13 protein-coding genes are annotated in these 13,493 nt (G+C 71.1%); 5 read left to right on the forward strand and 8 right to left on the reverse strand.

The window, feature by feature from the left end:
* From IE206_RS17745 to IE206_RS17780, 8 genes are read right to left on the reverse strand one after another with little or no spacing between them, the layout of a single operon-like run.
* Complete coding sequence (locus tag IE206_RS17745; RefSeq protein ID WP_189963112.1) at window positions 1-2,001, reverse strand: NADH-quinone oxidoreductase subunit 5 family protein; 2,001 nt, start codon at window positions 1,999-2,001, stop codon at window positions 1-3.
* Complete coding sequence (nuoK, locus tag IE206_RS17750) at window positions 1,998-2,372, reverse strand: NADH-quinone oxidoreductase subunit NuoK (protein WP_053724085.1); 375 nt, start codon at window positions 2,370-2,372, stop codon at window positions 1,998-2,000. The genes IE206_RS17745 and nuoK overlap by 4 nt, the downstream gene beginning before the upstream one ends.
* Window positions 2,372-2,977, reverse strand: coding sequence for an NADH-quinone oxidoreductase subunit J family protein (locus tag IE206_RS17755; RefSeq protein WP_189963113.1), 606 nt, complete (start codon window positions 2,975-2,977; stop codon window positions 2,372-2,374). Before IE206_RS17755 ends, nuoK begins: the two co-directional genes overlap by 1 nt.
* On the reverse strand, window positions 2,974-3,588 hold the full coding sequence (locus IE206_RS17760; RefSeq protein WP_189963114.1) for a NuoI/complex I 23 kDa subunit family protein: 615 nt from the start codon (window positions 3,586-3,588) through the stop codon (window positions 2,974-2,976). The genes IE206_RS17755 and IE206_RS17760 overlap by 4 nt, the downstream gene beginning before the upstream one ends.
* Entirely contained in the window at window positions 3,588-4,556 is a 969-nt protein-coding gene (locus IE206_RS17765) for a complex I subunit 1/NuoH family protein (protein ID WP_189963115.1), read from the reverse strand. Before IE206_RS17765 ends, IE206_RS17760 begins: the two co-directional genes overlap by 1 nt.
* Window positions 4,549-5,658, reverse strand: coding sequence for an NADH-quinone oxidoreductase subunit C (locus IE206_RS17770; protein ID WP_189963116.1), 1,110 nt, complete (start codon window positions 5,656-5,658; stop codon window positions 4,549-4,551). Before IE206_RS17770 ends, IE206_RS17765 begins: the two co-directional genes overlap by 8 nt.
* Window positions 5,655-6,260 (reverse strand): NADH-quinone oxidoreductase subunit B, encoded by a 606-nt coding sequence (locus tag IE206_RS17775; protein WP_189963117.1) that lies wholly within the window; start codon window positions 6,258-6,260, stop codon window positions 5,655-5,657. Before IE206_RS17775 ends, IE206_RS17770 begins: the two co-directional genes overlap by 4 nt.
* Window positions 6,251-6,634 carry an NADH-quinone oxidoreductase subunit A gene (locus IE206_RS17780; RefSeq protein WP_114037282.1) on the reverse strand — a complete coding sequence of 128 codons (384 nt, stop codon included), beginning with the start codon at window positions 6,632-6,634 and terminating at the stop codon, window positions 6,251-6,253. Before IE206_RS17780 ends, IE206_RS17775 begins: the two co-directional genes overlap by 10 nt.
* Before the next feature lie 224 nt (window positions 6,635-6,858).
* Between IE206_RS17780 and IE206_RS17785 the strand changes: the two genes are divergently transcribed.
* The 5 genes from IE206_RS17785 to IE206_RS17805 form a co-directional block, all read left to right on the forward strand.
* Entirely contained in the window at window positions 6,859-8,073 is a 1,215-nt protein-coding gene (locus tag IE206_RS17785) for a sensor histidine kinase (protein WP_189963118.1), read from the forward strand.
* Window positions 8,074-8,219: 146 nt separating this feature from the next.
* Window positions 8,220-9,545 carry a sensor histidine kinase gene (locus IE206_RS17790; RefSeq protein WP_189963149.1) on the forward strand — a complete coding sequence of 442 codons (1,326 nt, stop codon included), beginning with the start codon at window positions 8,220-8,222 and terminating at the stop codon, window positions 9,543-9,545.
* A 215-nt stretch (window positions 9,546-9,760) separates the two neighbouring features.
* Window positions 9,761-10,420: a response regulator transcription factor gene (locus IE206_RS17795; protein WP_189963150.1), complete on the forward strand. Its 660-nt coding sequence runs from the start codon at window positions 9,761-9,763 to the stop codon at window positions 10,418-10,420.
* A 317-nt stretch (window positions 10,421-10,737) separates the two neighbouring features.
* Window positions 10,738-12,675 carry a 2-oxoacid:acceptor oxidoreductase subunit alpha gene (locus tag IE206_RS17800; protein WP_189963119.1) on the forward strand — a complete coding sequence of 646 codons (1,938 nt, stop codon included), beginning with the start codon at window positions 10,738-10,740 and terminating at the stop codon, window positions 12,673-12,675.
* Window positions 12,668-13,493, forward strand: an 826-nt coding sequence (locus IE206_RS17805) for a 2-oxoacid:ferredoxin oxidoreductase subunit beta (protein WP_189963120.1), incomplete at its 3' end; no start/stop codon positions are given. The genes IE206_RS17800 and IE206_RS17805, both read left to right, overlap by 8 nt.

Here is a 13,493-nt window from a genome sequence, read left to right on the forward strand (position 1 = left end):
TCACGACCCCGCGGTGACGTTGGCAAGGACGACCACGGCGGCCGCCAGGACGAGTGAGCCGGCCAGCAGTGCGCTGAGGTAGCTCTGCACATTGCCGTTCTGCGCACGGCGGACGGCCCAGCCGAGCCAGCGCGGCGCGGCGCTCGCACCGCGTACGTACGTCTCGACGACCTCGCGGTCCAGGAAGCGGACCAGGGCGGCCGCGGCCAGGACGGGGCGGACGAACAGGGCGGAGTAGACGGCGTCCAGGTGGAAGCCTGTGGCCGCGTGGCGGTGCAGCGGGCCGAGCAGCAGGCGGCCCGGGTCGGCCGGGTCGGGGGCGGACGCGATGTCGCCGTACACCCGGGTGTGGCTGGCGATGGCCTCCTCCTCGACCAGACTGCCGTCGCCCTCGGGGTGGGCGGCGACGGCGCCCATCGGGGTGCGGGCGGCCAGCGCCGAGGTGTGGCGCCAGGCGGCGTAGGTGACCAGACCGCCGACCAGGGCGACGCCCGTGGACAGGACGGAGGTGGTGACGGCCGGGGTGAGGGCGCGCCCGTCGAACCAGTCGCCGAGGTAGCCGGTGGTGAGTCCGAAGGCGATCGAAGGGATGGCGAGCACCCAGAGCACGGCGTTCATGACGACCGGCTGCTTGCCGTGGTCCGGGGCTTCGGCTCCCCTGCCGCGGAAGGCGAGCAGCCACAGGCGGGTGGCGTAGGCGGCGGTGAGGAGGGCGGTGAGCAGTCCGGCGATCAGCACGGTCCAGCCTGCGCCGGACGGGGCGACCTGGCTCTCGCCGAGCGCGGTGTGCTCGGCGGCCGACAGGACGGCCTCCTTGGAGAAGAAGCCGGCGAAGGGAGGGATCGCGGCGAGTGCGAGCAGGGCGACGGTCATCGTCCAGTACGCGTCGGGGATGCGCTTGGCCAGGCCGCCCATGCGGGACATGGCGGTCAGGGAGTTGGTGCCGGCGGCGTGGATGATCACGCCCGCGGCGAGGAAGAGGAGCGCCTTGAAGGCACCGTGCGACAGGAGGTGGAACACGGCGGCCCCGCGGTCGCCGACGGCCAGGGCGCCCGACATGTAGCCGAGCTGTCCGATCGTCGAGTAGGCGAGGACGCGCTTGATGTCGTCCTGGGCGAGCGCGGCAAGGGCCGAGCCGACCATGGTGACCGCGGCCATCACGGCGAGCACGGTCATCGCGGCCGCCGACGCGGCGAAAACGGGGAGCAGCCGGGCCACGAAGTAGATACCGGCGGCGACCATCGTCGCGGCGTGGATCAGCGCGGAGACCGGGGTCGGGCCGGCCATCGCGTCGGGCAGCCAGGTGTGCAGCGGGAACTGGGCGGACTTGCCGGCCACACCGGCGAGCAGCAGCAGCGCGATGAGGGTGGGGTGGCCGATGCCGCCGGTCAGGGCGGCCTGGACGACGCCGGTGATCCGGAACGTACCGGCGTCGGTGGCGAGCGCGAACAGACCGATCAGGAAGGGGACGTCGCCGAGCTTGGTGACCAGGAAGGCCTTCAGCGAGGCGGCGCGCGCCTCGGGGGTCTCCCAGTAGTGGCCGACCAGGAAGTACGAGCAGATGCCCATGATCTCCCAGCCGACCAGGAGCACCATCAGGTCGCCGGAGTAGACGACGAGCAGCATCGCGGAGGTGAACAGGGAGACGAGCGCGGCGTACGAGGTGTAGCGCGGGTCGTCGCGCAGATAGCCCGTCGAGTAGAGCTGTACACAGGTGGCGACCAGGCCGACCAGGACGGCGACGAGGACCGCGAAGCCGTCCAGGTGGAGGGCGAGTTCGATCGGTACGGAGCCGGTCGGGGTGAGCCGGGTGGCCGCGTCGATGGCCTTGCCGCCGCCCTGGTCGACGGCGACGACGACGGCGAGGACGAACGCGGCGAACGTCGGGAGCACCGCGAGCGGGCGGACGAAGCCGGGGGCGCGGCGGCCGAGCAGCAGGCCGGCCGCGGCGCCCAGGAACGGAAGGAGGGGGACGAGGACGGCGAGGGTCGTGGTGGTCACGCGGCGGCCTCAGCCTTCTGTGCCGGGGCGGCGGGGTCTTCGGGGTCCGCCGGGTCGGGGCCGGTGCCCTCGGCGGTGTCGCGGAGCTTGTCGATGTCGGCGGTGCCGCGGTTGCGGTACACCGCGAGCACGATGGCCAGGCCGATGCCGATCTCGGCGGCGGCGATGGCGATCGTGAACAGGGTGAGCGCCTGGCCCGCGTGGAGCGTGTCGCGCAGCCACACGTCGAAGGCGACGAGGTTGAGGTTGACGGCGTTGAGCATCAGCTCGACGGACATCAGGACCAGGATCGCGTTGCGCCGCGCGAGCACACCGTAGAGACCGGTGCAGAACAGGAGGACGGCGAGCACGGCGGGATAGGCGAGGTGCATCAGCGCGACTCCGTCTCACGGGGGGCGGCAGCGTCGGCGGGAGCGTCATCGGGGGCGCTCTTGCGGGACAGCACGATCGCGCCGACCAGGGCGGCCAGGAGCAGTACGGACAGCGCTTCGAAGGGCAGCACCCAGTGCCGGAAGAGGATCTCCCCGGACACCTTGGTGGAGCCCTGGGCCGGTCCGTCCAGGTCGATCCAGCTCGTGCGGAACGCGTCCACGACGACCCAGACCAGGGTTCCGGCCGCGGCGACGGCCACCGTGAGGGCCGCCCAGCGGTTGCCCGAATCGGCGTCCGGGGAGCGGCCGATGGGGGCCTTGGTGAGCATCAGTCCGAACAGGAGGAGCACCACGATCGAACCGACGTAGATGAGCACCTGCACCCAGGCGATGAACTCGGCGGTGAGCAGGAGGTATTCGACGGCCAGGCCGCCGAGCGCCACGACCAGCCACAGGGCGGCGTGCACCAGCTGCTGGGTGGTGACGGTCATGACGGCAGCGGCGAGGGTGGCGATGCCGACGAGGACGAACGCGATCTCCACGCCGGTCGGCGACAGGAAGCCGTGCGGTGCGGTGAGGGCCCCCTGGGCGAGGATCCCGCTCATGCCTGCCCTCCCTCGGGGCCGGTCTGGCCGGTCTGGCCGGTATCCGCGGCCTGGCCTGCCTCGGCCGCCGCGGCGGCTTCGGCTGCCTGGGCGGCGGCCAGCTTGTCGGCGGCCTTGCGGGCAGCGGCGACTTCCTTCGGCTCCTCGGCGCCGGGGTCGAGCGCGGGCGGGGCCGGGACCGTCCACATCCACTCGCGCAGCTTGTCGCGCTCGTGGGTGAGTTCGTGGATGTCCGTCTCCGCGTACTCGAACTCGGGGGACCAGAACAGCGCGTCGAAAGGACACACCTCGATGCAGATACCGCAGTACATGCAGAGCGAGAAGTCGATGGCGAAGCGGTCGAGGACGTTGCGGCTGCGTTCGCGGCCGCCCTCGACCGCGGCCGGGACCGTCTCCTTGTGGGAGTCGATGTAGATGCACCAGTCGGGGCACTCGCGGGCGCACAGCATGCACACCGTGCAGTTCTCCTCGAACAGGCCGATCACGCCCCGGCTGCGGGGCGGGAGTTCGGGCTGGACGTCGGGGTACTGCGCGGTGACGGTCTTCTTCGTCATCGTGCGGAGCGTGACGGCGAGGCCCTTGGCGAGGCCGGAACCGGGGATCGGAGACATCAGCTGATCGCCACCTTCACGATGCCGGTGAGCGCGATCTGCGCGAGCGCGAGCGGGATAAGCGTGGTCCAGGCGAGCTTCTGCAGCTGGTCCTCGCGAAGGCGGGGGTAGCTGACCCGGAGCCAGATCACGACGAAGGCCAGGACGGCCGTCTTGAGCAGGGTCCAGACCCAGCCGAGCCCGTCGGCGCCGAACGGGCCGTGCCAGCCGCCCAGGAACAGGACGGTGGTGAGGCCGCACAGGACGACGATGCCGGCGTACTCGGCGAGCAGGAACAGCGCGAAGCGCAGCCCCGTGTACTCGGTGTACGCACCGAAGATGATCTCGGAGTCGGCGACGGGCATGTCGAAGGGAGGGCGCTGGAGTTCGGCGAGGCCGGCGATGAAGAAGACCAGGGCGCCGACGATCTGCCAGGGCAGCCACCACCAGTGGAAGGCGTTGAGGATGCCGGGCAGCGAGACCGTGCCGGCCGCCATCGCCACCGAGGCGGCGGCGAGCAGCATCGGCAGTTCGTACGCGAGGAGCTGGGCGGCGGTGCGCAGGCCGCCGAGGAGGGAGAACTTGTTGGCCGATGCCCAGCCCGCCATGAGGGAGCCGAGCACGCCCACGCCCATCACGGCGAGCACGAAGAAGATGCCCGCGTCGACGACCTGGCCGACCGCGCCCTCGCTCGGGCCGATCGGGACCGCGACGAGTACGAGGAGGTAGGGCAGCAGGGCGACGGCGGGGGCGAGTTGGAAGATCCGCCGGTCGGCGGCGGCCGGCACGACGTCTTCCTTCTGCGCGAACTTCACGCCGTCCGCGACGAGTTGGGCCCAGCCGTGGAAGCCGCCCGCGTACATCGGGCCGAGCCGGCCCTGCATGTGCGCCATCACCTTGTGCTCGGTCTGCCCGATGACGAGCGGGAGGACCATGAACACGGCGAAGACGACGACCAGGCGGATGGCGACGTCGAGTGCGTCATTCACGCGGGTCGCCTCCGGCGGGGTCGGTGGTGTCGGTGTTCTCGGCGGGGCCGGATTCTTCGGGGGCTTCGGTTCCGGGAGCCGGGGCGGGCCGCGCCTCCTGCTCCCCCTCGTCGAAAGCGGGTTTCGGGTTGTGCCAGGGGGCGTCCGAGCTTCGGGTCCCGGGCGGCGCGGCAGGCTGCCCCTCCCCGGCCCCGGCCTGCTGCGACGCCGAGCCCTCGCTCGCGCTGCGGGTACGACGCGGACGTACGGCAGGAGCTTCCGGAACCCCGGTGGCCGCTGGGGCCTCAGGAGTCCTGGCTCCCTCAGCCGCGCCCGGAGCCCCGGTCGCCTCAGCCCCGCCCGGAGCCCCGGCTGCCTCGGCCGTACCCGGCGTCGTCGCGCCCGGCGTCGCCTGCGAAGCCGAGCCTTCCGACACGCTCCTGGCGCGCCGGACCGGGCGGTCCGACGCGGCCCGTGCCGGGCGTTCGGCCGCACCGGCGCCGGCTGCCGCGCGCGGCGTTCGGGCCGGGCGGGCCGGGGCCGGTGGGAGCTGGCCCTTCAGGGGGCCCCATTCGTTCGGGTCGGGGACGCCCGGCGGGAGCATCTGGCGGCGCTTGGGGCCGCCGTGCTCCGATTCGCCCGGCTCCTTGGCGCCCGGCCACGCCTTCGCGACGCGGGCCGCGAGCACGAAGTCCTTGCGCAGGGGGTGGCCCTCGAAGTTCTCGGGGAGGAGCAGCGGGACCAGGTGCGGGTGGTCGGTGAAGTCCACGCCGAACATCTCGTGGGTCTCGCGCTCGTGCCAGGCCGCGCCCGCGTAGATGTCGACGGCGGAGGGCAGCACCGGCGCCGAGTGCGGCACGGTCGTGCGCACGAGCAGGCGCCGCACCCGGCCCTCGCCGAGCGAGACGACATGGGCGCAGACCCGGAAGCCCGTGCCGGGTTCGTCGACGGCGCTGAGCCAGTCGAAGTAGGTGCAGCCCAGCTTGTCGCGGGCGATTTCGAGGGCGGCGATCCAGGAGCCGGCGGGCACGTCCACGGTGAGCAGGCCGTACGCCTCCTCCGCAGTGGCTTCCGCGCCGAAGATCTCGGTGACGCCGTCGGGCAGGCTGTCGTACGCGCTCACGCCCGGTCCTCCCCGGGGGTCGGCGGGGCGGCGACGAGCCCGCTGGTCAGCTGGGCCGGGGTGGCCGCGTTCGCGTACCGCTCGCCGAGCGACTCACGGGCGATCTTCTCCTGGAGCTTGAGGATGCCCTGGAGCAGCGCCTCGGGCCGGGGCGGGCAGCCGGGCACGTACACGTCGACCGGGATGATCTGGTCCACGCCCTTGGTCACCGAGTACGAGTCCCAGTACGGGCCGCCGCAGTTGGAGCAGGCGCCGAAGGAGATGACGTACTTGGGCTCGGGCATCTGCTCGTAGAGGCGCTTCACGGCGGGCGCCATCTTGTCCGTCACCGTGCCGGAGACGATCATGAGATCGGCCTGGCGCGGCCCCGGCGCGAAGGGGATCACGCCGAGCCGGATGAAGTCGTGGCGGGCCATGGAGGCCGCGATGAACTCGATGGCGCAGCAGGCGAGGCCGAAGTTGAAGACCCAGAGGCTGTAGCGGCGGCCCCAGTTGAGGACCACCTTCATCGGCTCGGGGGCCAGGCGCGAGAGCACGCCCAGCTTCTTCGGCTCGGGCAGCAGCACGGGCTGCGACTCGGGTCCGGGAGTCGTCACGTCCATTCCAGGACGCCCTTCTTCCATGCGTAGAGCAGTCCCACGGCCAGGAAGCCGAGGAAGATGAACATCTCGACGAGGGTGGTCGCGCCGTAGCCCGGGGCCGCGAAGACGGTCGCCCAGGGGAAGAGGAAGATCGAGTCGACGGCGAAGATCACGTACAGGAAGGCGTAGACGTAGTAGCGGACCTGGGTGTGGGCCCAGCCCTCGCCCACGGGGTCCACTCCGCATTCGTACGTGAGGAGTTTCTCCGGCGTCGGCACGACCGGCCGCAGCAGCCGCCCGGCCCCGAAGGCCACGGCCACGAACAGCACGCCGATCACGGCGAGCAGGCCCACGACCGAATAGCTGTGGAAGTAGTCGGCAGCCAACACCGGCATCTGGCGCACGGTCGGTTCCGGCACGTCGCGCCCCTCGCTCCCTGGCCTCGATGATCTCGTCGCGCCCTGTTCGACGCTGTGTACGGACGGGAGTCTAGGCCCTGCTAAGGGGGCCCTTGGCAGGCGCGTCTCACGGGCTGGGCCGCCGGGGTGGGGTTTTCCCCCGTACAAGACGGTGTGGCACCCCATGGCGCAGCCGATCGCGGCCCGGCAGTCTTGGCAGCATGACCAGGACCCTCCGCGACCAGCAGCGGTACCCAGCACAGCACGCCGGCCGCGATGAGAGCGCCGCTCCGCCCGCGGTGGGCTTCGCCTACGACCGGCACACCTGGAAGGAGATCGTCCATCTCCTGGCCAATCTGCCGATGGCACTGATCGGCTGGGTCTACGTCGTCGTGATGGTCGTGCTCGGCCTCGGTCTGTCGATCACCGTGATCGGCCTCCCGCTGCTCGCGGCGGGCCTGCTCGGGGTGCGCCAGCTGGGCAAGCTGGAGCGGGCCCGCGCCCGCGCCCTGCTCGGGGTGCGGATCGAGGAGCCGACGCCGATCCCGGCGAGCCCGAGCAAGCACGGCGGCTTCTTCTCCTGGCTGTGGACGAGCCTGAAGGACCCGGTGGCCTGGCGCAATGTGCTGTACGAGTTCGTGCGGCTGCCCTGGGGGATCCTGACCTTCGCGGTCACCCTGGTCTCGCTGATCGTGGCGTGGCCGGCGCTCGGGTTCATCGCGCGTGGGCTCGGCAACGTCGACCGGATGATGGCGCGGGCGCTGCTCTCGCCCTCGGACGAGCTGGAGCGGCGGATCGCCGAGCTGGAGTCCGACCGGGGCGTGGTCGTCGACACGGCCGCGGCCGATCTGCGCCGGATCGAGCGCGATCTGCACGACGGCGCCCAGGCCCGCCTCGTGGCCCTCGCCATGGGTCTCGGCCTCGCCAAGGAGAAGGTGCTCGAAGACCCGGAGGCGGCCGCCGCCATGGTCGACGAGGCGCACGGCGAGGTGAAGCTGGCCCTCCAGGAGCTGCGCGACCTGGCCCGCGGCATCCACCCGGCCGTCCTCACCGACCGCGGCCTCGACGCCGCCCTCTCCTCCGTCGCCTCCCGCTGCACGGTCCCGGTCAAGGTCGCCGTCGACCTGCCCGCGCGGCCCGCCCCCGCGATCGAGGGCATCGCGTACTTCACCGTCTCCGAGCTGCTCCAGAACGTCAGCAAGCACAGCCGGGCGCGCGGCGCCTCGGCCGAGGTCTGGCGGGCCGGCGACCGGCTGCTCATCCAGGTCGAGGACGACGGGGTGGGCGGCGCGCGCCTGGACGGCGGCAGCGGCATGGCGGGGCTCGCCGAGCGGCTCGGCGCCGTGGACGGGCTGCTCGTCCTCGAATCGCCCGTCGGCGGGCCGACCGTAGTCACGGCCGAACTGCCGTGGCGCGACCGGGGCCCCCAGGACTGACGGGCGGGCCGGGGGTAGGGAAAACCCCCGGCCGAAGAGGGTGACCGGCTGCATGGTCCGGGCCTGCCCCGACGGCGAAGCTGGTGAGTAAGAGGGGCGGCGCGCGGCCGCGCACCACAGGCAATGGACGGACGGGACCGATGACCATGGACACGGACTACGGGTACGGCGCGACGCGGTCCCGCGAGCCGCGGCGGCACCTCCTTCCGCCGGCGCTGCGGGCGCCGTTCGAGGCGCGGACCTTCCACGAGTTCGGCTACCTGCTGCTGAGCATGCCGATCAGCATCGTGCTGTTCGTCTGGGCCGTCACCACGGTGTCGGTCAGCGCAGGACTCCTGGTCACCTTCATCGGCATCCCGCTCATGGCGGTGGCCCTGGTGGGCTGCCGCGCGTTCGGCATGATGGAGCGGGCCCGGGCGCGGCTGCTGCTCGGGGTCGAGATCGCCGAGCCGCAGCCGGTCCGCTCGCGCGGCGGCCTCATGTCGTGGATCGGCGGGGTGCTCAAGAGCGGCGTCTCCTGGCGCCACCTGCTGTACTCGGTCCTCCACTTCCCCTGGGCGGTCTTCGCCTTCTGCGCCACGCTGCCCATCTGGCTGACCGGCTGGGCGCTCTTCACGTACCCGCTGTGGCAGTGGGTGTTCCCGATGTACGGCGGCCAGGCGGGCCTCCAGCTCTACGGGGACGACCACCACAACGTCTACCTGGACTCGCCGGGCAGGATCGCCCTGACCTCGCTGGTCGGGCTGCTCATCACGCTGGCCGTGCCGTGGCTGATCCGCGGGTTCGCGATGATGGACCGGGTGATGGTCATCGGCCTGCTCGGCCCCTCGCGCCTGGAGGAGCGGGTCACCGAGCTGGAGTCGGACCGCGGGGTCGTCGTGGACACCTCGGCCGCCGACCTGCGGCGCATCGAGCGGGATCTGCACGACGGCGCGCAGGCCCGCCTCGTGGCCCTCGCCATGGACCTGGGCCTCGCCAAGGAGAAGCTGACCGAGGACCCGAAGGCGGCCGCGAAGATGGTCGACGAGGCGCACGGCGAGGTGAAGGTCGCCCTCCAGGAGCTGCGCGACCTGGCCCGCGGCATCCACCCGGCCGTCCTCACCGACCGCGGCCTCGACGCCGCCCTCTCCTCCGTCGCCTCCCGCTGCACCGTGCCGGTTCACGTCGAGGTGGACCTGCCGGCCCGGCCGGTCCCGGCGATCGAGGGCATCGCGTACTACACGGTCTCCGAGCTGCTCCAGAACGTCAGCAAGCACAGCGGCGCGAGCCGGGCCTCCGTCGACGTGTGGCGGGCCGGCGACCGGCTGATGCTCCAGGTCGGCGACAACGGGCGCGGCGGCGCGGACGCCACCGCCGGCTCGGGCCTCGCGGGGCTCGCCGAGCGGCTCGACGCGGTGGACGGAATCCTGGTCGTCGACTCCCCGCGCGGCGGCCCGACGACGATCACGGCGGAGCTCCCGTGGCGCGCGTAGCCCCCACGGCGCCCTAGCGTCCCAGCCCGCACCTCCCGGCCCTCAAACACGGGGTCGGGGGTTTTTGCCTGGCGGGGGCCGATTCTTGCCCGAATGCTGGGATGCTGGATGGGCACAACGCCATGGCTTGCACAGAGCTGTGGGGCGCGCGCCCCGGCGGCACGCGCCTGGGGAGCCAACAGAGCCCGGGGGGCTGCAGAGTCGTGGAGGACAGGGTGCGGGTGGTCATCGCCGAGGATTCGGTACTGCTTCGGGAGGGCCTGACCCGCCTGCTGACCGACCGGGGGCATGACGTCGTCGCGGGCGTGGGCGACGGGGATGCGCTGGTCAAGACCGTAGGAGAGTTCGCCGACCAGGGCGCGCTGCCCGATGTCGTCGTCGCGGATGTGCGGATGCCGCCCACCCACACCGACGAGGGCGTGCGCGCGGCGGTGCTGCTGCGCAAGCTGTACCCGGGGATCGGGGTGCTCGTACTCAGCCAGTACGTCGAGGAGCAGTACGCGACCGAGCTGCTCGCCGGGTCGAGCCGGGGCGTCGGCTATCTGCTGAAGGACCGGGTCGCCGAGGTCAGGGAGTTCGTGGAGGCGGTCGTCCGGGTCGCCCAGGGCGGCACCGCGCTCGACCCCGAAGTCGTGGCGCAGCTCCTCGGCCGCAGCCGCAAGCAGGACGTGCTGGCGAACCTCACCCCGCGCGAGCGGGAGGTCCTAGGACTAATGGCCGAGGGACGCACGAATTCGGCGATCGCCAAGCAGCTCGTCGTCAGCGACGGCGCGGTCGAGAAGCACGTCAGCAACATCTTCCTGAAGCTGGGGCTCTCGCCGAGTGACGGGGATCACCGGCGTGTACTCGCGGTATTGACCTACATCAATTCATGACGAGCTGACACCCTGTCGAGGATCGAGCGGGACCCAGCCGACAGGGCCGAAAGTCGGTCACCGGGCCGGATTGAGTCACCGCTCGTGGGGCTCCCGACACGGTGAGACCTAGAACCGAAGAAGGATTGCTGGGCGTCTGAGCAGAAGGGGCCGGGGGGCGAGTAAATCGTGGCAATTCAGGGCAGTAAGGCGTCTCAAAAGAGCGTCCAACATATGAGCGGTCCAGGGAAGGCGACCCTTACCGACGTAGGGTGGGCCTTGGCGCTACCGGTCGGCCGGATGCGCCCGAGCAGCCCGCCCGAGGGAGGTCCAGTTCAGTGACCAGCCAGGTCAGTAGCCCAGCCGAGCAGGCCGACGGAGCCGATGAGGCCGTCGTCGGGGAGCAGCGCAGGCCCGCCGGGGAGAAGGAAGTCCGGCGTCTCGACCGTGTGATCATCCGTTTCGCGGGTGATTCGGGTGATGGCATGCAGCTCACCGGGGACCGGTTCACGTCGGAGACGGCTTCGTTCGGCAACGACTTGTCGACGCTGCCGAACTTCCCCGCCGAGATCAGGGCGCCTGCCGGGACGCTGCCGGGTGTGTCGAGTTTCCAGCTGCACTTCGCCGATCACGACATCCTCACTCCGGGGGATGCGCCGAACGTGCTGGTGGCGATGAACCCGGCGGCTTTGAAGGCCAACCTGGGGGACGTGCCGCGGGGCGCCGAGATCATCGTGAACACGGACGAGTTCGCCAGGCGGGCGATGGCCAAGGTCGGCTACGACACCTCCCCCCTGGAGGACGGCTCGCTGTCCGGGTACAACGTGCACCCGGTGCCGCTGACGACGCTGACGGTCGAGGCACTCAAGGAGTTCGGGCTGTCGCGCAAGGAGGCGGAGCGCAGCAAGAACATGTTCGCGCTGGGTCTGCTGTCGTGGATGTATCACCGGCCCACCGAGGGCACGGAGAAGTTCCTGCGGGCCAAGTTCGCGAAGAAGCCGGCGATCGCCGAGGCGAATGTGGCGGCGTTCCGGGCGGGCTGGAACTTCGGTGAGACGACCGAGGACTTCGCGGTGTCCTACGAGGTCGCGCCGGCCACGAAGGCGTTCCCGGCCGGTGTCTACCGCAACATCTCGGGGAACCTGGCGCTGTCCTACGGGCTGATCGCCGCCTCGAAGCAGGCGGACCTGCCGCTGTATCTGGGCTCGTATCCGATCACGCCGGCCTCGGACATCCTGCACGAGCTGTCGCGGCACAAGAACTTCGGGGTGCGCACCTTCCAGGCGGAGGACGAGATCGCCGGGATCGGTGCGGCGCTGGGGGCGGCGTTCGGCGGTTCGCTGGCGGTGACGACGACTTCGGGTCCGGGTGTGGCTTTGAAGTCGGAGGCGATCGGGCTCGCGGTGTCGCTGGAGCTGCCGCTTTTGATCGTGGACATCCAGCGTGGTGGTCCCTCGACGGGTCTGCCGACCAAGACCGAGCAGGCCGATCTGCTGCAGGCGATGTACGGGCGCAACGGTGAGGCGCCGGTGCCGGTGGTCGCGCCGAAGACGCCGGCGGACTGCTTCGGTGCGGCCCTGGACGCGGCGCGGATCGCGCTGGCCTACCGCACGCCGGTCTTCCTGCTCTCGGACGGCTATCTCGCCAACGGCTCCGAGCCGTGGCGGGTTCCCGAGATCGACGAACTCCCCGACCTGCGGGTCCAGTTCGCGACGGGGCCGAACCACACGCTGGCCGATGGCACCGAGGTGTTCTGGCCCTACAAGCGCGACCCGCAGACCCTGGCCCGCCCGTGGGCGGTGCCGGGCACGCCGGGTCTTGAGCACCGGATCGGCGGCATCGAGAAGCAGGACGGCACGGGCAACATCTCCTACGACCCGGCCAACCACGACTTCATGGTCCGCACCCGCCAGGCCAAGATCGACAACATCCAGGTCCCCGACCTGGACGTCGACGACCCCGACGGCGCCCGCACCCTGGTCCTGGGCTGGGGCTCCACCTACGGCCCCATCACCGCCGCCGTCCGCAGACTGCGCGCCCAGGGCGAACCCATCGCCCAGGCCCACCTGCGCCACATCAACCCCTTCCCGAAGAACCTCGGCGAGGTCCTGAAGAGCTACGACAAGGTCGTCGTGCCGGAGATGAACCTCGGCCAGCTCGCCACCCTGATCCGCGCCAAGTACCTGGTGGACGCCCACTCCTACAACCAGGTCAACGGCATGCCGTTCAAGGCCGAGCAGCTCGCCACCGCTCTCAAGGAGGCCATCCATGCCTAACGCGAACGAGCTCTTGCAGCTGGTCCCCAAGGCCGAGGGCAAGCAGTCCATGAAGGACTTCAAGTCCGACCAGGAAGTGCGCTGGTGCCCCGGCTGCGGCGACTACGCGGTCCTGGCCGCCGTGCAGGGCTTCATGCCCGAGCTCGGCCTGGCCAAGGAGAACATCGTCTTCGTCTCCGGCATCGGCTGCTCCTCCCGCTTCCCGTACTACATGAACACCTACGGGATGCACTCCATCCACGGCCGCGCCCCGGCGATCGCCACCGGCCTCGCCTCCTCACGGCGGGACCTGTCCGTGTGGGTGGTCACCGGTGACGGCGATGCCCTGTCCATCGGCGGCAACCACCTCATCCACGCACTGCGCCGCAACGTCAACCTCAAGATCCTGCTGTTCAACAACCGGATCTACGGACTGACCAAGGGCCAGTACTCCCCCACCAGCGAGCTCGGCAAGATCACCAAGTCGACGCCGATGGGCTCCCTGGACGCCCCCTTCAACCCGGTCTCCCTCGCGATCGGCGCCGAGGCCTCCTTCGTGGCCCGCACCGTCGACTCCGACCGCAAACACCTCACCGAGGTCCTGCGCCAGGCCGCCGAACACCCCGGCACCGCACTGGTCGAGATCTACCAGAACTGCAACATCTTCAACGACGGCGCCTTCGAGGTCCTCAAGGACAAGGACCAGGCCGAAGAGGCCGTCATCCGCCTCGAACACGGCGCCCCGATCCGCTTCGGCGCCGACCGGTCCAAGGGCGTCGTGCGCGACCCGGCCACCGGCGACCTCAAGGTCGTCCCGGTCACCCCGGACAACGAGGCCG

Origin of the sequence: Streptomyces violascens, from assembly GCF_014649955.1 — a bacterium.
In the GTDB taxonomy this organism is placed as follows: Bacteria; Actinomycetota; Actinomycetes; order Streptomycetales; family Streptomycetaceae; genus Streptomyces; species Streptomyces violascens.

Bases quoted from the DNA above. Each gene is read 5' to 3' on its own strand.
- nuoK (WP_053724085.1), bottom strand. From the start codon at position 2,372: ATGCACCTCGCCTATCCCGCCGTGCTCGCCGTCCTCCTGTTCTGCACC.
- IE206_RS17755 (WP_189963113.1), bottom strand. From the start codon at position 2,977: ATGAGCGGGATCCTCGCCCAGGGGGCCCTCACCGCACCGCACGGCTTC.
- IE206_RS17760 (WP_189963114.1), bottom strand. From the start codon at position 3,588: ATGTCTCCGATCCCCGGTTCCGGCCTCGCCAAGGGCCTCGCCGTCACG.
- IE206_RS17775 (WP_189963117.1), bottom strand. From the start codon at position 6,260: ATGGACGTGACGACTCCCGGACCCGAGTCGCAGCCCGTGCTGCTGCCC.
- IE206_RS17780 (WP_114037282.1), bottom strand. From the start codon at position 6,634: ATGCCGGTGTTGGCTGCCGACTACTTCCACAGCTATTCGGTCGTGGGC.
- IE206_RS17785 (WP_189963118.1), top strand. From the start codon at position 6,859: ATGACCAGGACCCTCCGCGACCAGCAGCGGTACCCAGCACAGCACGCC.
- IE206_RS17790 (WP_189963149.1), top strand. From the start codon at position 8,220: ATGGACACGGACTACGGGTACGGCGCGACGCGGTCCCGCGAGCCGCGG.